The organism is Vibrio sp. SCSIO 43140 (genome assembly GCF_023716585.1).
Lineage (GTDB): Bacteria > Pseudomonadota > Gammaproteobacteria > Enterobacterales > Vibrionaceae > Vibrio > Vibrio maritimus_B.
In genome coordinates this window covers 1251373-1272928 of sequence record NZ_CP071851.1, presented here as the reverse complement: position 1 = coordinate 1272928, position 21556 = coordinate 1251373, and the positions used below count along the sequence as shown (strand labels likewise).

At 45.6% G+C, this 21556-nt stretch carries 19 protein-coding genes; 5 read left to right on the top strand and 14 right to left on the bottom strand.

What is annotated here, in order from left to right; translation table 11 throughout:
* The first annotated feature begins 509 nt into the window (after positions 1-509).
* From galE to galM, 4 genes are read left to right on the top strand one after another with little or no spacing between them, the layout of a single operon-like run.
* Positions 510-1520 (top strand): UDP-glucose 4-epimerase GalE, encoded by a 1011-nt coding sequence (galE, locus tag J4N45_RS24255; protein ID WP_252015013.1) that lies wholly within the window; start codon positions 510-512, stop codon positions 1518-1520.
* A gap of 49 nt (positions 1521-1569) precedes the next feature.
* A complete protein-coding gene (locus J4N45_RS24250; protein WP_252015011.1) occupies positions 1570-2625 on the top strand; it encodes a UDP-glucose--hexose-1-phosphate uridylyltransferase in 1056 nt (351 codons plus the stop codon).
* Between the two features lie 59 nt (positions 2626-2684).
* Positions 2685-3845 (top strand): galactokinase, encoded by a 1161-nt coding sequence (gene galK / locus J4N45_RS24245; protein ID WP_252015009.1) that lies wholly within the window; start codon positions 2685-2687, stop codon positions 3843-3845.
* Between the two features lie 18 nt (positions 3846-3863).
* The gene (gene galM / locus J4N45_RS24240; RefSeq protein WP_252015007.1) at positions 3864-4916 is read left to right on the top strand and encodes a galactose-1-epimerase; all 1053 of its coding nucleotides are present in this window, start codon (positions 3864-3866) and stop codon (positions 4914-4916) included.
* Positions 4917-5032: 116 nt separating this feature from the next.
* Here the strand turns inward: galM and J4N45_RS24235 are convergent, their stop codons facing one another.
* Positions 5033-6034, bottom strand: coding sequence for a substrate-binding domain-containing protein (locus J4N45_RS24235; RefSeq protein WP_252015005.1), 1002 nt, complete (start codon positions 6032-6034; stop codon positions 5033-5035).
* A gap of 316 nt (positions 6035-6350) precedes the next feature.
* On the opposite strand from J4N45_RS24235, the gene J4N45_RS24230 reads away from it, so the two are divergent.
* Entirely contained in the window at positions 6351-7556 is a 1206-nt protein-coding gene (locus J4N45_RS24230) for an MFS transporter (RefSeq protein WP_252015003.1), read from the top strand.
* Between the two features lie 619 nt (positions 7557-8175).
* On the opposite strand, the gene J4N45_RS24225 is transcribed toward J4N45_RS24230, so the two are convergent.
* The 13 genes from J4N45_RS24225 to J4N45_RS24165 form a co-directional block, all read right to left on the bottom strand.
* Positions 8176-8604 (bottom strand): hypothetical protein, encoded by a 429-nt coding sequence (locus J4N45_RS24225; RefSeq protein ID WP_252015001.1) that lies wholly within the window; start codon positions 8602-8604, stop codon positions 8176-8178.
* A complete protein-coding gene (locus J4N45_RS24220) occupies positions 8597-9922 on the bottom strand; it encodes a hypothetical protein (protein WP_252015000.1) in 1326 nt (441 codons plus the stop codon). The genes J4N45_RS24225 and J4N45_RS24220 overlap by 8 nt, the downstream gene beginning before the upstream one ends.
* On the bottom strand, positions 9919-10287 hold the full coding sequence (locus tag J4N45_RS24215; RefSeq protein WP_252014998.1) for a hypothetical protein: 369 nt from the start codon (positions 10285-10287) through the stop codon (positions 9919-9921). Before J4N45_RS24215 ends, J4N45_RS24220 begins: the two co-directional genes overlap by 4 nt.
* Complete coding sequence (locus tag J4N45_RS24210) at positions 10247-10819, bottom strand: hypothetical protein (RefSeq protein WP_252014996.1); 573 nt, start codon at positions 10817-10819, stop codon at positions 10247-10249. Before J4N45_RS24210 ends, J4N45_RS24215 begins: the two co-directional genes overlap by 41 nt.
* Positions 10812-11288: a hypothetical protein gene (locus tag J4N45_RS24205; RefSeq protein WP_252014994.1), complete on the bottom strand. Its 477-nt coding sequence runs from the start codon at positions 11286-11288 to the stop codon at positions 10812-10814. Before J4N45_RS24205 ends, J4N45_RS24210 begins: the two co-directional genes overlap by 8 nt.
* 365 nt (positions 11289-11653) lie before the next feature.
* Positions 11654-12760: an alpha/beta hydrolase gene (locus J4N45_RS24200; protein ID WP_252014992.1), complete on the bottom strand. Its 1107-nt coding sequence runs from the start codon at positions 12758-12760 to the stop codon at positions 11654-11656.
* A gap of 19 nt (positions 12761-12779) precedes the next feature.
* A complete protein-coding gene (locus J4N45_RS24195; protein ID WP_252014990.1) occupies positions 12780-13631 on the bottom strand; it encodes a universal stress protein in 852 nt (283 codons plus the stop codon).
* 13 nt (positions 13632-13644) lie between these two features.
* On the bottom strand, positions 13645-15630 hold the full coding sequence (locus tag J4N45_RS24190; RefSeq protein WP_252014989.1) for a tripartite tricarboxylate transporter permease: 1986 nt from the start codon (positions 15628-15630) through the stop codon (positions 13645-13647).
* 131 nt (positions 15631-15761) lie between these two features.
* Entirely contained in the window at positions 15762-16889 is a 1128-nt protein-coding gene (locus J4N45_RS24185; RefSeq protein WP_252014987.1) for a Bug family tripartite tricarboxylate transporter substrate binding protein, read from the bottom strand.
* Between the two features lie 185 nt (positions 16890-17074).
* Positions 17075-18145 carry a 4-oxalomesaconate tautomerase gene (locus J4N45_RS24180; RefSeq protein WP_252014985.1) on the bottom strand — a complete coding sequence of 357 codons (1071 nt, stop codon included), beginning with the start codon at positions 18143-18145 and terminating at the stop codon, positions 17075-17077.
* A gap of 93 nt (positions 18146-18238) precedes the next feature.
* Positions 18239-19297: an ABC transporter substrate-binding protein gene (locus J4N45_RS24175; protein WP_252014983.1), complete on the bottom strand. Its 1059-nt coding sequence runs from the start codon at positions 19295-19297 to the stop codon at positions 18239-18241.
* The gene (locus J4N45_RS24170; RefSeq protein ID WP_252014981.1) at positions 19290-20717 is read right to left on the bottom strand and encodes a sensor histidine kinase; all 1428 of its coding nucleotides are present in this window, start codon (positions 20715-20717) and stop codon (positions 19290-19292) included. The genes J4N45_RS24175 and J4N45_RS24170 overlap by 8 nt, the downstream gene beginning before the upstream one ends.
* An 8-nt stretch (positions 20718-20725) precedes the next feature.
* Positions 20726-21397 (bottom strand): response regulator transcription factor, encoded by a 672-nt coding sequence (locus tag J4N45_RS24165; RefSeq protein ID WP_252014979.1) that lies wholly within the window; start codon positions 21395-21397, stop codon positions 20726-20728.
* Positions 21398-21556 lie beyond the last annotated feature (159 nt).

Below are 21556 nucleotides of genomic sequence, written 5' to 3'. Positions count from 1 at the left end.
GCTCGCAACGCTAAGAATCCCAACCAGAGCGTCTTCATTGACGCTCTTTTTTTACTGTTTTTTTCAGTGCATGCTTCATATCCCAATTTGAGTTTTCGAACTCAGTGAAGATCTATGTTGTGACACTGAATTTGACTCTGCGCCACATGCCTAACCCCGTTTTGATTGAACTATGGTCGCAGCTTTACGTTGTAGAGTTTTACTATGGCGAAAATGACGGAGAAGGGATTGTTACTTAATCATTTCCATTTGAATGTAAACGTTATCACTTTATTCTAGGGGTATTCATACTTTTGTAATGAAAAGCACTTAAAGGCCCAGTGAACGCTGTTTTTAGCTTCATAATTTTGCATGCTAACGTGTAAACGTTTACACTGGTGTGCGGTAGATCACGGAATGACAGATGGTTCAACGGTAAGATTAGACCTAGTTTGAACATGGTCGTTTAAGAGTTGGCTCTATTGTGGCCTTGTAATAGTTTAAGCATATTGATGTGTCGGAGGTGGAAAATGAAAGTACTAGTCACGGGTGGTTTAGGTTATATCGGGAGTCATACCTGTGTACAAATGATTAAATCGGGATTTGAGCCGATAATAATTGACAATTTGTGTAACTCAAAATTGAATGTGTTAGACAGAATAGAAGAGTTAACGAGCTGTAAGCCTATTTTTTATCAAGGTGATGTACGTGACGAATCGGTTCTTAAGTCTATTTTTACTGACCATAATATCCATGCCGTAATTCACTTCGCTGGTTTAAAAGCAGTGGGAGAATCTGTAGCTAAACCTCTAGATTATTATGACAATAACGTTAACGGTTCTATTGCACTGGCTCGCTGTATGCGTGAAGCTGGTGTGAAAAAGTTGGTATTTAGTTCATCTGCAACTGTTTACGGTGATCCAGAGACTGTGCCAATTACAGAGAAGAGCCCAACAGGAAAAACGACCAATCCATATGGTCGTAGTAAATATATGGTTGAAGAGTGCTTAGCCGATCTTTTCCACTCCGATAATGACTGGAGCATCACACTATTACGATATTTCAATCCGGTAGGTGCACATCCATCTGGTTTAATTGGTGAGGATCCGCAAGGTATTCCTAATAATTTAATGCCATTTATTGCCCAAGTTGCGGTAGGTCGTCGTGACAAGCTCTCTGTATATGGCAGTAATTATCCAACGAAAGATGGGACAGGCGTACGTGATTATATTCATGTTATGGATCTCGCCGATGGTCATATTGCAGCACTTAATTCAGCTAGCCCTAAAAATGGTTTGCATGTCTATAACCTTGGTACCGGTAAAGGTTCAAGTGTTTTAGAAATGATTGAAGCATTTGGGAATGCTTGTGGTAACCCAATCCCATATCAACTGTGCGAACGTCGTGATGGTGATATTGCTGAGTGTTGGTCTAGTTCTGAAAAAGCAGAGTTAGAGCTTGGATGGAAGGCAAAATTCAGTGTTTCTGATATGGCAATTGATACCTGGAATTGGCAATCAAAGAACCCTCAAGGTTACTAACTAATTAGTTAGAACAAAGCCCCTCTATTAATAAGATATGAGTATAAAAATGTCAAACGTTGAATTTAATCCCGTAGATCACCCACATCGTCGTTATAACCCTTTGACCGGGCAGTGGGTTTTAGTCTCTCCTCATCGTGCCAAACGTCCTTGGAGTGGCGCAGATGAAAAACCGTCGACGGAATCATTAGCACACTATGACGAAGGGTGTTTTCTTTGTCCAGAAAATGAGCGTATTTCCGGGGATGTTAATCCCGATTACAAAGGAACATACGTATTCGAAAATGACTTTGCAGCGCTAAAGACCAATTCACCTGATGCGCCTGAGAGTGAGAACCCTCTGTTCAGAACTCAGGGAGTTCGTGGACTTAGTCGTGTGATCTGCTTTTCCCCAGATCATAGTAAGACGTTGCCAGAATTATCAGTGAATCAGATCCGTGGTGTCGTAGACACATGGAATGAGCAAATTGAGGCTCTAGGTAAGGAGTACGTTTGGGTTCAAGCTTTCGAAAATAAAGGCGAAGCAATGGGCTGTTCACAACCTCACCCACATGGGCAGGTTTGGGCTAACAGTTTCTTACCGAACGAGATCGAAAGGAAAGAAGCGAATTTAAAGGCTTATTACCAAGAACATGGACGTAACTTACTGGTCGACTATGTCGATGCAGAGTTGAAAGATGGTTCTCGCATCGTAGTAGAGACTGAGCATTGGGTTGCTCTCGTACCGTACTGGGCTGCATGGCCATTTGAAACAATGTTGTTGCCTAAAAAACACATCCGTCGAATGGACGAATTGGACGATGAACAGCGAGATGACCTAGCGATTGCTATTAAAAAGCTGACGAGTCGTTATGACAATCTTTTTAAGTGTTCATTCCCATATTCCATGGGCTGGCACTATGCACCATTTTTTGAACAAGGCACTGACATCGAACATTGGCAGCTTCACGCATTGTTCTACCCACCATTGTTGCGCAGTGCAACGGTACGTAAGTTCATGGTCGGGTACGAAATGCTTGCAGAAAGTCAACGCGATTTAACTGCTGAGCAAGCCGCACAGCGCCTACGTGATTTAAGTGATATCCACTATAAAGAGCAACCGTAATTTTTGGCTCTTAGGGTTGTAAACCCTTTGCAATATATTGAATAAACAAGGAATACCTCATGTCAGAACTCGTACAAAACGTTATGACTTCATTTGAAGCGGTTCTAGGTTACAAGCCGAGCCACATTATCCAAGCTCCAGGACGTGTTAACCTTATTGGTGAGCATACAGACTATAACGATGGCTTTGTTCTACCGTGTGCTATTGATTATCAGGCTGTTGTGGCGGCAACCAAACGTGACGACAACTTAGTGCGTGTTGTCTCGGCTGATTATGGTAATGCCATCGATGAATTTGACCTAAGCCAAGCCATCACCTTCCAACAAGATAAGATGTGGGCTAATTACATCAGAGGCGTAGTTAGTTGTTTGATTACAAGAGGCTACGAGTTCACCGGCGCAGATATAGCAGTTAGTGGAAACGTACCTCAGGGAGCGGGTTTAAGCTCTTCCGCTGCGCTTGAAGTTGTAATTGGACAAACATTTAAGGTTCTACACAACCTGGAAATTAGCCAGGCAGATATTGCTTTAATCGGTCAGCAGGCAGAGAATGATTTTGTTGGCTGTAAGTGTGGAATTATGGATCAGATGATTTCGGCGGAAGGTCGCGAGAATCATGCGATGTTGCTTGATTGCCGAACGCTTGAAACCGAGTTGGTATCAATGCCAGAAGATATGTCGGTAATGATCATCAACTCGAACAAGAAGCGTGGATTGGTTGACAGTGAATACAACACACGTCGTGAGCAGTGTGAGGAAGCGGCACGCCTATTTGGTGTCAGTGCACTTCGTGATGTCACCATTGAGCAGTTTAATGATAAGCGCTCGACGTTAGATGACATGGTGGCTAAACGCGCTCGACATGTGATTACCGAAAATGATCGTACTTTACAAGCTGCTAAAGCACTTCGCGATCATGACATGAAACGCATGGGGGAGTTGATGGCAGCGTCTCATGCCTCGATGCGTGATGATTTTGAAATCACAGTGACTGAAATCGATCTTTTAGTAGAGATGGTCAAAGAGGTGATTGGTGAAGAGGGCGGCGTACGCATGACTGGCGGCGGCTTCGGAGGTTGTATTGTTGCGTTAGTACCGCCAACATTGGTGGAACGGGTTACTGCCGTGGTGCAAGAAAAATATCAACGCGAGACCGGTCTGAAAGAGTCTATTTATGTCTGCAAAGCGAAAGATGGTGCAGGATTGGTTGAGGCTCTATAAACAACAATTGGTGTAGTTATGAAGGAATCTCTAGAAGCAAGGATAACTCAACAGGTTGCGGCTGATGGTATGCCGGCTAAGTTTGTCGAGTTACAGAATAGCCACGGCATGACGGTGAGCTTTATGGATATCGGTGCAACTTGGTTGAGTTGTCGATTGCCATTACCTGAGGGGGAATTGCGCGAGGTGCTGTTGGGCGTTGGTACCATGGCGCAGTTTAACGAACACACCAGCTATATGGGCGCGACGGTTGGCCGTTATGCAAATCGAATTGCCAACGGTCAGGTTTCGATTGCCGGAAAAACCTATCAGTTGAGCCAAAATCAGGCGGGAAACTGCCACCACGGAGGCTCTGAAGGATTTGATAAGCGGCGTTGGGCGATCCAACATCAATCCCTGCAACAGGTCACGTTTACTCTTGATTCTAAAGATGGTGATCAGGGGTTTCCTGGTAATCTTACAGTGAGTGTGACTTATTCGTTAACGGAAGAAAATGAAGTTGAAGTTGTGTACCGTGCAACGACCGATAAGGCTACGCCGATAGGTTTAACGAATCACGCCTATATCAACTTGTCATCACAGCAAAGCGACTGCTTGACGCACCAATTGGTGATAGATGCAGATTATTATGCACCGACAACCGATAAAGGGATCCCTCTAGGGATGCTATCAACAGTATCGGAGACCAGTTTTGATTTCCGTGTTGCAAAGCCGATAGGTGACGATCTCTTACAAGATGACCAACAGCGTATGGCAAAAGGCTATGACCATAGTTACCTATTGAACCCGGATCGTGACAAGTCGATACCCGTTGCGAGGTTGGTCGCTCCAGACGGCTCGGTAACGCTGTCGATAGTCACAGATAAACCAGGATTGCAGCTGTATACGGGGAATTGGCTTGCTGGTCAGCCGTGTCGCGAAGGTGGCACCTATGACAACTATGCTGGGGTGGCGTTGGAAACACAGTTTTTACCAGACTCACCAAACCAACTAGAGTGGCCGCAACCAAGTTGTATTCTGCAACCCGATCAGGAGTATCGTTATCAGACGACGTTTTGTTTTGACTTCTAGGGCGATTGTTCCAACTCGGTAGCCATACATGGGTTGGGACTTTGCGGAACATGATATTAAAGCTCTGCTTGATTGAGGCAGAGCTTTGTTGTTTGTGGGTGTGATGGTCGCGTTAGTTATCTTAGTGCGGTGACTGAATGTCGAGACACTAAGGTAGGGCTAAATATAATCGTGCTCTCGTCAGACGTTTCATTGCGGGATAGCGCTAATGCTAGGCGTGTCGCGTGCTCTGCCATCAACTCGATAGGGTAACGGATTGTGGTTAAGCTCGGTGTGACAAAGCGCGCGATTAGCCCATCATCAAAGCCCACGATAGAGGTTTGCTCAGGAACGGAAATACCGTTCTGTCTCAGTGTTGTCATTGCTCCTGCGGCCATGTAGTCGTTGTAGGCGACCACGGCAGAAAATGGCAATGATTTACTTAGGATTTCAGTCATGGCCATTTCGCCGCCATCGCTGTTAGGCTCACCGAATGCCACATAGTTGTTTACAAATGCAATGTTGTTGTCTCGCAATGCGCTTCGGTAACCCAGTAAGCGTTCATTGGTATCACTGATGTCAGATTTTGAGGCGATACAAGCGATGTGTCGATGCCCTTGGCGGATTAAGTGTTCAGTCGCAAGATATGCCCCTTTACTATTATCCAACGACACACAGCGCTCGGTAAGTTCTGGGATATTGCGGTTGATAATGACCAGCCCTTTTACCTCTTGAGCGTAGCGAATGAGCTCTTCATCTTGTAAGGCTTTAGCGTGTACCACAATCGCTTCACAGCGACTATTAATGAGCAGATCAAGCGTGGTCCGTTCATCTTGTTCACTGTGATAGCCATTACCAATAAGAAGGTGTTTTCCATGTTGCCGAGCAACTTTATCGACTGATTTGACAAGCGTTCCAAAAAATGGGTCAGAAACATCACCCACTAACACCCCTATGGTATTACTGCTTTGGTTTACCAAGGCTCGCGCGGCGGCGTTGGGGCGGTAGCCTAACATCTGCATTGCTTGCGTCACCGCATCAATGGAAGATTGGCTCGCTTTAGGAGATTTGTTTACAACACGAGAAACCGTCGCGGTTGATACTCCAGCCGCTTTGGCGACATCTTTGATCGTTGGCATGTAGGGCTCAGTGATTGGTTATGTTTAGTTGGGTTGGAGTTGACTCAATGCTTCGCCAATCCCTTTATTAAGCGCTATTTTTTACTCTTATGTCAACCTTTGGAAGGTGATTAAATGGTACATGATTATCGCAAAATATGCCGCTGCAATCATCATTTCAAATGGTGGGATAAAAGGAAAAGTGACTCGACTGCTGAGAATACAATGTTGGTAAAAGTGGCAACGTAGTACCGGATAAAATAGTAACGATCTTAACTGCCAAAGCAGTCAGTTTTCTATAAAATAATAAAATAACACATATATTGAGAGGCTTGTAATGACGACCTTCAATCGAGGGAAAGTAGTCGCATTTATTGGGGTCATGTTTTTGGCTCTGAATCTTAGGGCACCGTTTACCAGCTTGGCACCGGTACTCAGTCAGATCATGGATGGGCTTGCCCTTAGCGGTGCCGCCGCTGGGCTATTGACAGCGCTGCCTTTACTCTCATTTGCCATGGTATCACCCATTGCTGCAACTATTTCACACCGCTTGGGCTTGTATCCTAGTTTGTTGCTTGCAGTATTGCTTATTGGTTTGGGCGTGATATTACGATCGATCGGTTCATTATTGCCACTACACATAGGTACTATGTTAATTGGGGCCGGAATTGCCACTGGGAATGTGTTATTGCCCGTCGTCGTTAAAGTGAACTTTCCAACACGCATACCGATGATCACCTCCCTTTACGTATTTATCATGGGGGCTGGCGCGACACTTAGTTCCAGTCTTATGGTACCGATATCAAATATCGATGTGGCGAACCTTACTGGTTGGCAGCTCGCACTGTTGTTTAATTTAATATTTCCTATCTTAGCGCTGTTTATATGGCTACCAAACGTGCTAAAGGGAACAAAGAGGGGAGGAGAAACAAAACAAGACAATCACGTTGGAGTGACAACCTGGCAGCTCATCAAGTGTCCAGTCGCTTGGCAAGTAACCTTAGGCATCGGATTGAACTCGTTTACCTTTTATTCATTGGCAGGATGGTTACCGACAATGTTAGGTGATCTTGGCTACAGTGACACAGAAGCGGGGTATTTATATGGATTGTTGCAGTTATCGACCATGCTTCCCGGGCTGATACTATTGCCATTTCTTTCAAGGTCTAACAACCAACGTGGGTTGATCTCACTCTGCGCATTTACGGTATTTGTCGCGGTTATTGGTTTGGCTAGTTACTCGCAGCTCGCACCTATTTGGGTCGTGCTGTTCGGATTAGCAAACTGTGCCACATTTATCATTGGTATGTCATTCATCGGTTTGAGAACGACGACACCAGGGCAGGCCGCAACTCTCTCTGGTCTATCTCAGAGTATTGGCTACGCCTTAGCAGCGACAGGACCGTCGCTTATTGGTTATTTGCACTCGACAACACAAGCATGGTTGGTGCCGTTATACCTTATTGCTGGAGTGGCATTATTCTGTGCGCTGTTCGCTAATTTGGCCGCCAGGGAAAATAAGATATTGAACCAGAGCACATAGTGTGATGAGCAACTCGAATATAAGTGATGTACGTGCTTGGTTCTGTATCTGTGTTAACGTGCTTAATTTTATTAGGATGTAGCAGTGAAATCTAAAATGATCTTTGCAGCCCCCTTAATGCCATTGAACATACTCGTTTAAGAATAAGAGTCGTCGAATAGCTAAGTTAATAAACAAACGAGGCCTTCCCCGCTTGCATTGCTTGATTTGTTTTCATGCCTGGATAACTGACAACATCTCCGAGCATAAATGACTCGGTACAGGGCTCTTGGTGTTCGCTACGGTTTTGGTTTGCACTTTCGTTGATAAGGCTTTCGATCAAGTAATTGAACGCGTCAAAATCGCCAATGAAAACCGACAAGCTAACCACGACGCTTTTATGAGCGAAGTGGACGGGTGCAAGTTGGTCGAAAAGGTGCAAGGCTCAAATGCTATCCCCAAAAAGCCAGTCTATCAATGTTGTGAGGCTCGTTTAGTTTGGGAGCGATAGGATAATATGAGCCGGAGTTTGTGCCTCTATGATGCAACCTCATCCCCATTGTTTAGATTCATCATCATGATGCCCATCATGTGGAACAAATGCAGTAAAAGTGGGGACGATTGTTTAGTTTTTGACTTATCATTCATTCTTGATCTTGGGTGCGTCTTTGGATTGAGCTGGCGACTTCAGTAGCTCACCGAAGTACCAATGTTGATATAACTCATAGCCTTTCCAAGCACTCTGCATCCAATCGATCGTGCGAAGTGGTTTAGGCGGCTTTTTAGTGACAATGTAACTTGGAGGGCTGACCTTCCAATTATAGAGTTTTTGATAACTGAGGACGTTTTTTACACCGACGTTAAAGGCACGTCGGTAATCGCCAATTCGCCCAAATATGTTAGTGAGGTCATCGATGAACTTCGCCCTGCCTTTATAAAAATGTTCTGGCTTGGGCACTATGACAGGGTTCGGGAAATATTTCTCGAATACTTGCTGTGCTCTTTGATTGACTCGCTCAATCTGGTTCAGTCGATTTTTACGGCGAGCCTCGACGCCAATCTCAGTCATAGGTGGCCTCCACGCCAATATCTAACAGATGTTCGTTAAGGATGTTTGAGACCGTCACCATATGTTGGCGGGTGAGAGTGCTAAACTCGTGAAAACTGCGTTTAGATTGATTCATGTGTCCCATCCAAGCGTTAATGACTGACGTGTCTACGCCCTTTGCCGTTAATAGTGATCGAGCGTGATGTCGTGCCCAATTGGCTTGGAGAGGGAAGACTGAGTCAATGAAAAATGCGTAGTTTGATGGTGTACATGGTTCATACTGACTTTCTCTTAAGTAAAAAAAGAGATGCGCCTCCCCTGCGAGTAAGCGTTGATATTCGAGCGATAACTTCGGTTGAGTGTTGGCGAGTTGTAATACTCGTCGCTTGCAATAGCTCAAATAGTTGTCGAGGATTTTAATCGTGATGTCTGGAAGCTTGATGACGCGGCTATTATCACCAATACCGGACTCTTTGTCTGAAATCCAATAGTCGCCTGTTTGCAGCGATAGGTGCGTGATTTTTCCAAACCAACCGGTGACGGGGCGATAGCCTGATGCAATCGCAAGAACAAGCTGAGTGTAAATTGTGATGTTGTTATGGAAGCATTCATCTTTTGGCTGCTTTGAGTTCAGTTTTGACTGAAGGTGTGAAAACAATGAAGACAATACATCCGTTTCAATACATAGGGGTGAACCAAGCGATGAAGGGCTGGGAACTTCATCGAACAGAGTTAACGCGGAGGGATCTAGAGTTAAGTGTGATAGGAAGTCCAAGTAACGGTTGTATGTTTGAAGTAAGTATCCATGAGAAAGCTGGAGGTAAAACACAGCAGGTATGGTGTTTATTACCTCACCTGTAAGCAAAGCAATAATGGTCGAGTCAACATTTTCATGCGACAGCTTCTGTCTGAGATAGGATGTTACTTTTCTCAGTGTTAGATGTGTATCATGCCGTTTGTTAATGTAACTGAGCAATCCTTTCAGCTCCGCTTCTTCCACATCTCTGAAAGTAAGGCTACTCAAGCTCTGACAGACAATCTGCGGTAAAGGCAACCAAAACTCTTCCGTGGTTTTTGTCAGAAGAGGCAGGAGCTCAGTACGCTGCTTTTGAGAAGGCAGCCTGTGCTTTCGGCAAAAGCCTACGAGCTTTCGGCGCGAGGAGCGTTTACTTTTCAGTTTTTTTGCTTGGGTGTAGGTACTGCCGCTAAATAGCATAACAAGCAATAACTTGGCTGCCATCAAAGTGTTTGAATTGGTGCCGATTTGTTCCATGCAATAGCGAACCAAGGCTCCTATTTCATAAATAGTCGCACTGTCTATATCGCAAGCCAAGCTCATGTCTCGCTTTCAATACGAGCTTGAATGGCGCGAGCATGCAATGCCCCAGCTGCATAGCTCGGTTGGTTATGGGTATAGCTGCTGACTATACTTGTCGTTCGACTGCTCTTACCGTGGTGGTCTTCTTTTTGCCAGCTATGACTCGTTGATTTGGGGCATTCGTTGAACTGTGTTAGCTCAAATAACCCTTCTTCACCATCGTCATCGAGTGTTTTGAGTTCACCTTGCTCAAGGCGACCACTTTTTTTGAATTCATTACTAGTAACATTACGAGTGTAGCCGTCCGAGTAGTTTAAAGTGGACTCATAGGGTCGGCGATAGTGATTAAGTTTGTCGACCACTTGATTTGGGGGGACGAACATCATTCTCTTCATCAACAAGAGTTTGAAACGCTTCTACAAGCTGGTGAAAATTGAGTTGCTCAATGTCTGGTAAGTAAGCGGTCATTGTTTCTCGTTTACCATTGGCAAATAACCTCACGTCATTACAGATGTCTTTGATTTTGGATTGATGCGTGCCAATAAATGAAAGGCGCGCCACGGATAAAAAAGTCAGCGCTTTATATTGGTCGAATTTGTTTCGGTCATAGGAGGTCAGTAAAAGGTTGGATGACAAGAAAGCAGGTAGATATTGGACACCAAGATTTTTACTATTCGAAATTGAGATGACTATATCGTGCAAATTTGCCGAAGCTGGCGGGCGTTGTACTCTATGGGCTTCTGAAACAAGAAAGGGGATTTCAGGGAATTCGTTTCTATATTCTTCTCTGATGACGGCACATAGCCGAATGACTTCAGTTGCGATAAGAGCATTGTGACTCTCGTCGAATGGGAAGAGCTGCGTTAGAAAACGCTCGATATTCTTATGTTTAAACCGCTCTTTTACGCCCTCAAACATCTCGTTTTTTCTCCTGTAACAGTCGCTCAAAAATGGAAGGTTCTTCATTGGACGGCGTTTCTTGGAGTTGTGCTTTGGCGTTTTGCTGAGCGAGAGAGCTTCTAGAAGAATGTGTTATGGCGGAGAACTGTTTTTGGCTCAATTTATTCTTATCAAAAAGAGACTTAATGATGGTGTTTGGCGCCTGTTGGTTAAGTGCTCGACGAAAGTCTTCTGCTGATTTGTTGTCGATTGAGGAAAGCATGGTGCGTAACACGGCCAACCATGCTCTTTTCTCGACTTCAACATCATTCATCTCATCGTGAATAAGCACTTCGCAGTCGATGAGCTTCAGTGATGTTAATGAAAAACTGAATGATTCAAATCCGGAGATAATGGCGATTTTGTTGTTTGATATACACACGGCCTGAAGCGTGAGACCGACATTAATCTCATCTAAAGAAGGCTGCTGCATAACCGCTTTATCCACCTAAAACTGCCGAGAATGAAAGAACGAAAAGGCGGGTAGGGCAGCCCTATGAATCAAAAATTCTAATCGATTTTTTGAACGATTCGACAAAATATGAGACATTTCAAACGCTCGTCTAAGTCATAAAATGTACAATAAGTGTACATTGCTCGAGACTCAAAGTTAAAAAAAATCGATCAAAAATGGTGAAAAATGAGATCGAGATTTGATAGGGAGTGGTTTGGTAAAATATTGAAATTGAAGCTTTTTAGAGTTTTTCGCCAATAAAAAATTGAGTGGGTATAATGCTTCCAAGCTGATGATGCGGGTTCGATTCCCGCTGCACGCTCCAATTCTTGCCTTCCAATCTTCTAGTCATATACTTATCAATTTAACGCAGCGGTCTTTTTCAATAACCAGCTATTGATTAGGTTCACTATCTCCATATTGTTTTTTTCTAACATCAACATATGACCATTTCCGTGTATACCCTGTTGTTCAAGTCGAAGGAAGTCATTGTTCACTCCAGCTTGTGTTAGCCAGTTCGAAGTACAATGGTCATATTCAGCATGATATGAAGACTCACTCACCATAAACAAGACAGGTATATCTTTGAGATTAACAAGCTGTCGTGCAGGTTCTTGCTGCTCCCAACAACGAACAAGAGTTTTACTGTCTGTTATTGGTTGTTGAGCGACGACTAATTCTTCGGGCATAGCTATTGCTGGTTCATAGGTCACTGGTATAACGCTGACTCCCCAAGGCAGGCTTGATTTTCCTGCTTTGTTTTTAATTGGTGGGCCACTAGGCTCGATAGTGACGATGGCTTTAACTAGGTTAGGGCGCTTGTCAGCAATAAGCCATCCAAAGGGGCCTGACTGTGAGTGTGTAAGTAGGATGGCGGGACCTATCTTATCGAGCAAAGCGACTCCTGCAGCACTAACAAGCTCGCTGCTTTCAACATGTGATTTCAGAGACTCGACAATGCTTGAATAATACTGATCGAAAACCGGGTCGCCCTGTCGTCCAGAACCTGGCCATTGGGTATGTAATCCTGCTTGAGGCCACTGTCCTTCAAACTGGGCCGATGCGGTAAACTTTTTCTCGATAACCTCTGCGCTGAAGATTCTCAAATCACCATTTGTGGTAGGGTGCCAGGCCGATCGGGATCGCGCTGGTTGATCAACCATGTAGACAACATATCCTTGGTTAATGAAATAGTGTGCCCAGCCTTTTCTACCGTCTGGTGTCGTCATCCAGTTGACGGCAGATTGACCAGCACCGTGGATTAGAACGATAGGCAGTGGCTGGGTTACTTTCTCTGGTGTCCACTTTTCTACGAACATTTGCCCAGTAAATAAGGTCGAGTTATTGACCTTCTTGTATTGACCCCCAACAAAAAACACCTCGCTTTGATACTGGTTTGTTGTCGGGTTGGCTGCACTGACTGTGAGCGAGAATAGCGCTAACAGTTTGATAAGTCCTTTAGTCATCATTGCTCCTAGTGGTTCGTTAACTCATCACAAGTAATGGGATAGTCTGGTTAAAAAGCAGCTTCTTGGTAACGCCACCAAATACTAATCTGCTTAAATTGCGGTGTGCGAATGCTCCAGCAATGATGAGATCAGCGGGTAATGTTTGTGCAAAGTCGAGTAGGGCTTTTGGTGTTTCCCTTTTATTAGTATCGAGTACAGAGTTTGACACTTGCACATCGTGAGCCTGTAGGTATTTAGCCAAGGCGTATTGATCTGGCTTATCCACTAAAGAGCGCTCACTACTCACGACCACCACTTCTTTAGCCTTTTTGAGAATTGGCAGAGATGCGTGAACGGCTCTCGCTGCTGCGGCATCGCCATTCCATGCAATCATGATGGTTTGTGGATTGAAATGAGATTGTTTGCGCGGCATAAGTAGCACTGGACGTGCGCTGTGTTTAATTGCCGCTTCAAAGCTAACGCTTGTTTTGCCGTTACTGGGTTTAGGAATAACGATTAAGTCGGAGACTTTGCCATGCTCGCTGACAACTTCAGCACGATAGCGAAAAATATCGTGCCAAAGCGCTGTCGTCTCACCTCGAATAGGCTCTGAAACCTTGACTCTGTGATCGTCACAAAGTCGGTTAAACACTTCTTTAGACTCAGAGATGCTCTCTTCAATGTACTCATTTACCATTTGGTCGATTTTTTGATAGAGGCTTCTGCTTATCAATCGATTCTCAGATGGTAATAACTGCCCAGCGCCAACTTGCGCGTGCATGACTTCTAAATGAGCTTCGAAATACTTAGCCACTTCAAGCGCGCCGCCGAGGCGCTCTTGAGCATTTTGAGTTGTGGCGAATGGCATTAAAATGGTTCTTATCGACATAGTTTCTCTCCTGTTATCCAATAGGCCACGGTAAATCGACATTCTCTTGAAGAAGGCCGATTGGTAAGTCGAGCACCATCAAGTGCGTTAACCCAAGAAGGAAGCCTGATGCCGCAGCTGTCATTGACACTGCACGTACCAAAGACACGCCCGCTTTATTGACTAAGAACACACAGAAGAACACAGTAATTGCGATGACATAACCTACGAAGTAGCAACCGATAATTAGAGCGGCAAGCCAGTAGAGGTAGTGCCACAGGCTGGTTGTATCGGTGTCATAGGCATATCCTTGTTCGTATTCATTGTCGAAGTAAATGGGATTGAACTCAGAGTCGGTAAACAAGCGATAGGTGATGATGGCTGAGAGTAGCCACATAAAGCTCGCAATGACGATAGTAAAGATCCCGCCTAAGAAGCTTTGCTGGTAACCGTCGTAAATTGCGTAAGCGAAAACAAGGTTAACCGCGATAGCGAACAGTTGTTGTGGACGACGGACATGGGGCTGCGCGCTCACAATTGGCTTAGGCTCATCTGCCGCTTTCTTTTTAGCATTCGAACGAATCATAAAGAACAGAGATAATAGTGTAATCGCACCAATGATCATGACACCTGGACGGAGCAGGAAAGCAGCCCCATCAAACTGCACAGCTTGGTAGAGATAGGTTTCCATGCCGCTAGCCAATACGAAGCCGATAAGAAATGCTGGGCGTGGCCAGTCGAATCGTTTCATGAGGACACCAAGAACGCTGATCGCCAAGAGTGAAACTAGGTCACCTAGATCGCGAGTTGCTTGGTAAGCCGCAAAACAGATCACCATCACCATAAACGGAGCGAGAAGGGTGTAGCGAATCGTGGTGAGTTTAGCGACCCAAGGGGAGATAAACATACACGCTGCCGCGCCAAATAGGTTAGCAATCGCCAGTGACCACACAATGGTGTAGGTGACATCTAGGTCTGTACTCACCATCGCCGGGCCTGGCTCCAAGCCCACTAATACCATACCGCCAAGGAATACCGCCATTCCGCCAGAACCTGGGATCCCGAATAGCAGTGTTGGCACAAGGCCACCGCCTTCTTTGGCGTTGTTTGAGGACTCAGGAGCAATTACGCCTCGGACATCACCGTGTCCAAAATCAGCGTCTTTCTTGGTGGTTTGAACAGCGTGACCGTAAGCGATCCAGTCAACAACACTTCCGCCTAAGCCAGGAAGTGCGCCAACCACACAGCCAATAATACTGCAGCGCATCGCTAACCATTTGTTCTTAAAGAAGTCCTTGATTCCACTTAGCCAGCCGCTACCAAGCTGACTTGCACTTGCGATAGGTTTGTTTTGACGCAGCAGATCGATGATTTCTGGCAACGCAAAAATACCCAAGCCAACAACGACAAGAGGCAAGCCATCCATTAAATAGAAGTTATCAAACGTCATTCGATACTCGCCGGTCGCCGGTGCACTGCCGACGCTGCCGAGCAAGACACCGAGTCCGCAGGCAGTAAGACCCTTAATTAGGCTCTTTCCTGCTAGAGCACCGACCATGGTTAAGCCAAGCAGTGTCAGCATAAACAGTTCGGCTGAGCCAAAAGCGAGAATGACAGGGCGAGCCACTAGCACAAATCCGGTTAAGATGACCGCGCCGAACAAGCCACCAAATAGAGAGGAGGTAAACGCGGCGGAAAGAGCGCGAGCTGCTTGGCCTTTTTTGGCCATCGGAAACCCGTCTAGCACTGTCGCTTGGGAGCCACTAGAGCCAGGAATGCCCATCAGGACGGAAGTAAAGGTATCTGAGGTAGGGATAACGGCAACGAGGCCAATAAGCATTGCAAGAGCTGAAATGGGGTCCATCCCATAAAGAAATGGGAGAAGCAGTGATAAGCCGGCTATCCCACCAAGACCGGGGAAAATCCCGATGGCAAGACCTAGTACAACGCCGCCCAGCATAAATGCCATATGCTGAACACTGAGTATGGTGCCTAGTGCGACAAAGAGTTCATCAAGCATCACTATTGCCTTCTAATAGTTATGGATGTTTAGGCTGATGTAAAAGGTGCGCTCGATTTCACGGCGTCACGTTTCTACCAAACCTGTGATAAGAAAAAGGGAGCCCGAAACCGCAGGCTCCAAAATGGTGATTAAAACTTGGTGTTATAGTTTTCAGTTAGCCAGTTGCGTACCCACTTGAGGTTACGCTCTTCTAGAGATAGTGCGGCTTCAAGTGCCTTTTCGGCTTGAACGCCAGTAAGCTGTGGGTACTCGCCAAGCACTTGTACAGACTCTTCAGAGAACTTAGGTGAGCTGATGGCCTCCGTTGCGGCTTGACGCCACGCTTGGACAAGCTCATCTGGCGTGTCTTTCGGTACAAAAATCATCTTCTGAGCCGCGAAGCCAGCGACAAAGAATGAACGCCATGCTTGGTAACCTTGACTTGGGTCTTGGTCAGGGTATAGCTGCCCGTATACTTCGCTAAAGTGTGGAAGATCAGGGAAGTTTGGATCGCGTTCAAGTTTGCCTTCTTCATTGAGGATGCCAAAGCTAAATAGTGGAATTGCCTTACCTTCTTCAACCAGCGGTGTGACCTTTTTGATGTAGGCAGAACTGGTTTGATAGTCGATGTTGACCTCTCCACGTTCAAACGCTAAGCGACCGGCGCCACGTCCTTTCATACCAAACGTTGGCTGCACATCCATGCCTAGAAGATCCATCGCTAGAATAGGCACGAGGTCGAGAGAGGTTGCGCCTTGGCTTCCGTACTTGAACTTAATCTCATCACGCTTGGCGATAAGATCATCAACGCTATTGATACCAGTCGATGGCGAGACATAAACCACGCCGCCAGTTGGTGAGGCAAGGATGACACGCCAGTCGTTGTAATCGTACTTGACGCGGCGGTCTTTAAGTAGGTACGGGAACTGCGTTGATGCTGAGCTTGCAAAGATGTTCAAACCATTAGCTTTGCCACGGCGAGCAAATTGGTTTGCACCCTTCGTTGAGCCTCCGCCTGGGATATTTTTGACCACGACCACAGGTTGGCCAGGTAGCGCTTCGCTGAGGTAAGGTGCGTAGAATCGACCCCAAGTGTCGGTACCGCCACCTTCTTTATATGGCATGAAGAGCTCGACGCGCTCTCCCGAGAATGAAACGTCTTTTGCATGAGTGTTTGAGGGAATGGCAGAAATACCAAACGCTGCAATTAACAGGGTTTGAAGAAAATGACGACCAGTCATTCCTTTGATTGTGTTGAGAGATGTCATGTTAAGCATGTTGCCTCCATTTGTACTTTCTCTGTGTTCATCGCTCTCGGTTGTTTGGCGATTTCCTTCAACTTAGAAAGCCAACCTGTCACTAAACTGACACGGTAGGAGTTATTAACAAAAACGTTACATGGCTCAACATTATTGATGTTCAAAACAAAAAAAAGCCACCCTAATTGGGTGGCAACCTGCTTCTACCTTGCGGGGTAAACTTGGCCTTTAAACAGTGGTCGGGCAGTTCGTACCAAAGCGGCCTGTTTTAAGTTGGGTTCAAGCTCTCCTTCTTCGATTTGTAGCTTGACGTCGATGCGACCGCTGGGATGTTCTATCGTTATCGTGTCATCAGTCAAACTGGACGCTAAGCGACTTGCTACCGTGCCTGGGATTGAACATGCTGCTGCCACAGCGATGGCTCCGGTGACGGCATGACTGGCATGACAATTGTGGGGGACAAAGTAACGAGAGCTTACGTTCCCGCCCGCTTTTGGAGAGGTAAGCAACGAAACTTTAGGTACGACACTGTTTGAGACATCTCCAAGTCCCATCAGCTCACCTGCGATTCGTCTTACATGTTCGACTCGTTCCAACATCGCCTGATTGCTGTCGAGTTCTTGTTTTGTTTCGTAGCCAGTGACGCCTACAGACTCAGCGGCTATATGTAGCATAGGAACGGCAGCATCGATGCATGTGACTTCCATGCCGTCGATGATGTCGGACTTTTTTCTAGTTGGGAATAGTTTTCCCGTTTTGGACCCTCCCACATCCAGAAAGTTAAGCATGATAGGAGAGCCGGTTCCTGGAACACCGTCGATGGACATGTCACCTTCGTATTGGACCTTACCTTCGGGTGTTTCCCCAGACACTTCGATGATCGTATTAGTATTGGTATTTTTAACGCGCAGTGTGGTAGTGGGGGACTTTAGAGAGACGAGGTTATTCTCGCCAGCAAAAGCTAGAATGCCTGAAAGAATATTGCCACACGATGGCTTTGTATCGACAACTCGCTCTTCAACACCGACTTGAGCAAACAAGTACTCTAAGTCTATATCTGGCTCTGTGGATTTAGACACGATGGCGACCTTACTGGTCAGTGTCGTACCTCCGCCAATACCATTAATCTGACTGATATCTCCAGAGCCCATTACGCGCAACAGAACTTCATCGCGCTCATGGACATCGTTTGGTAGGTCTTCTCCTCGAAAATACGCACCTTTAGAGGTACCACCGCGTATTAACATGCATGAAATCTGACTTTGACTCGACATAACTTCACTCCTTTTGCTGGCTATTCCTGTTGCTCTTTGGCAACTGTTAAGGCCAGATTAAGAGATGAAACTGTCGTCAAACTGACACGACGACTATTCGTAGTCTTTTAATGCATTTTCCCATTCGGAAATAACGATCTGTTTTTTGCTTTGGTCTGAAATGACTAACAAGCTGACATCGAGAGGCAGAGGCTTTAGCTGATCGGCAAGTCGGTTTCTCATTACGTGGGCGGTCTTTTCGCTTTCTACATCCAAGCGAATCGGCGGCATGTTAGTTTGCTCTGCCATCACTTTTTGCCCTTGATAAGAAAGAAGATAGTTTAAGAAGCGTTGTGCATGGATCGGCGTTTCTGTTGTCTTGTTTACAAAGGCGCTTCGAATAATTACCGGAGTGTAGTCGGTAGCAGCTACTACCACGATGCCATCGTTGTCCTCTTCAAAGGACTTAGCATAAGAGCCGACGACATTGTACGCCATATTAATATCGCCCCGATTGACGGCTTCAAGCATGGCCGCTGAGCTGTTAAACGTCAGCGCATCATGGGAGTTAAACAGTTCCAAAAATTGCCCGTAATTAGTGGCTTGGGCGCGCTCAAATGACCAAAGTAGATAACCCATGCCCACTTTCCGAATATCAAACAAACCGATTTTTGCTTGCAGTTCGTTGCTATGGCGGCGAATGAAATGGATCAGCTCTACACGGTTGGTTGGCGTACGTTTCCCGTAGAGAAAAGCACGATTGAAGACAATCACCGCTGGCTCATAGCTAAAGCCGTAAAGCTCCTCTCGCCAATGGGTCCAAGAAGGGAGTACGCTTTTATCGGTATAGGGCGTGCGCAGTGCATAACCATCATTAACTAGACGGATTTGCTGATCCATGACCGAACTGATAGTAACGTCTGGCGGCGGAGTGGCAGGGTCTCGAATTTGTTGGGTAAGTCGATTGCTGCTTACTGCTTTATAGTCAATAAGAATGTCAGGATTGCGACGCTCAAAATCATCGATTAGCGGCTGCATCTCCGAAAGATAGGCTGCGGCATGAACCTTTAAAGTGACCGGATGCAGTGTGTCTTGCTCTAGCGTCAGTGCTGCGTATCCATTGGAAGCGATAGCCAAAGATAATAAGGCTAAAAATCTAGTTAAGTTATTCATCCGAAGAGACCTCTTTCCAGACTGAATGAGGAAATTGCAGTTTTATGGTAAGCCCAGTCGGCGTTGTGTCTTCCAGAATCAATTGGCCATTCGATTTTTCTGCAACGTCTAGAGCAATACTCATACCAAGGCCTGTGCCACTTTCACGTGCATTTGGACTGCGATAGAAGCGCTCAAAAACATGAGGCTTGTCCTTGTTATCAATACCGATCCCATGGTCTCTAATGTAAAGCGTGGCTTTGCTACCAATTTTGGTGATTTCTACCTCGACCTTACTGTCTTTGGGAGAGTACTTGATCGCATTCTCAATTAAGTTGTTGAGCATCTGAGCTAAGGCAAAATCGTCACCTTGAATGGCAAACTGAACTGACTCTTGATAATCCAACTCCACACCTTTTTGCAAAGCATTCATAGCCAAGTCGCGACAGCAGTTTTTTACTAGCTGGTTAAACTGAACGGACTGAGGTTCGACACGACGAAAGCGATGCTTGATGGTGGCATGGTTAAGAAGTTGCACAACGGTGCGTTCTAAGTGGTCGTTTGAACTTGATATTCTGTTGATGTACGAGAGGGCCTCTGGATCTTGGACTTTGCTTTGCGCCACCGATAGTTGAGCCTTAATTCCAGCTATCGGGGTTTTGAGTTGATGAGCCGCTTCTCCTGTAAAGCTTTTGAGGTTATTTAAGGTGCCATCCAACTGCGACATGAAGACATTAATCGTTTCAATCAGATGGTTAATCTCACGAGGTCCTTCGACCGATATCGGTGTGAGATCCAAGTTTGAACGCTTGGCAATCTTTCTGTTTATCTCGTTGATAGGGCACAATACACGCCATATCAAAGCGGTAATAACTAACAGTGAACAGAGGATCACGCCCACTAGCATTTTGATAGCTTGGTTGTAGATTTCGCTTTCCCAGGCAATACGTGACTGCAGGGTTTGTCCCAATACGGCATAGACATTGATCTTCCCTTGCATGGTATTAATAGCGCGGCTGACAACACTAAATCGAACTGATTCTCCCATGAAATCCAGATAGAAATAGTCTGGCTTTGGTTCTAGTACCGTGTTGTGTTGGTTGATTTGAGTTTGAACGATAGGATTATTCAGTAGCTCTTCATAACCAGTAATAAACTCGTTGTTTGTAGAGGTGACTAAGTAAAACACACGGTCGTTAGCAGAGCTTGCTAGGCTTTTGAATGCAGAAAAGGGAATGTCGACACTAAAACTGAGATTATTGAAATGGACATGATCGATAATTTGCAGTGCCGCACTACTTAAGCGTTCATCAAAGGTCATCTTCGCGGTGTCGTAGGCGTAGCGCTTTACTGCCATTAACGCCAATAGCGCGACCACACAGAGAGAGAGGGTCGCAGCAAATAAGAGTTGGAATCGAAGCGAGCGGGTAGGAGAGAACATGCTGACCCTTAGCTTGGGCTAGCGTTATTCAGCACATAACCGAGTCCGCGAAGTGTTTTGATCTCGACATTGCTGTGACTGAGCGATTTTCTTAGACGACCCACATAGGTTTCTATGGCATTAAGATTTGGCGTACTGCTGTAGCCATAAAGGTGCTCAATAAGCTCCTCCTTGCTCATCACTCGGTTTAGGTGCGTGATGAAAATTTCAAGTAATCGAAACTCGCGCTGTTTAAGGTCGATGGGTTCGCCTTTTACTTTGACCGAGCAACTGACACTATCAAACTCGATATCACCGTAGGTAATCACATTATGGTCGCTGCCTTGTCTGCGGCGCACAATTGCCCGGCATCTCGCCTCAAGCTCTCCGAAATCGAAAGGTTTGGTCAGGTAATCATCCGCTCCTAAATCAAGCAAGTTGATGCGATCAAATACCTCGTTTCTCGCAGTAAGAATCAATATAGGGGTATCTGATACTTGTCGAATTCGTTTAGTGATTTGCTCCCCTGATTTATAGGGGAGGTTTAGATCAAGAATAATCAAATCAAATGGCGTGTGGCTTACCATGGCATAGGCTACGTCACCATCGTAGGCGCAGTCCACACCGTGACCGAGGTCGGTGAAGCGTTGCTCAATGGCTTGGCTGATCATTTTATCGTCTTCAACTACTAATACTCGCATTTCAGCCTCCATGGAGTAATGGGTGTTAATACATGGTTTCTATTTAACGAGTAGTTTACATTGGGGGTGTAAATGTCTCTGCCGAAAAGGTCACGATTATCGATTCTTACTCGATGAGAAAAGTGATGGGACACAAAAAACGCCTCAAAATTACTCGGA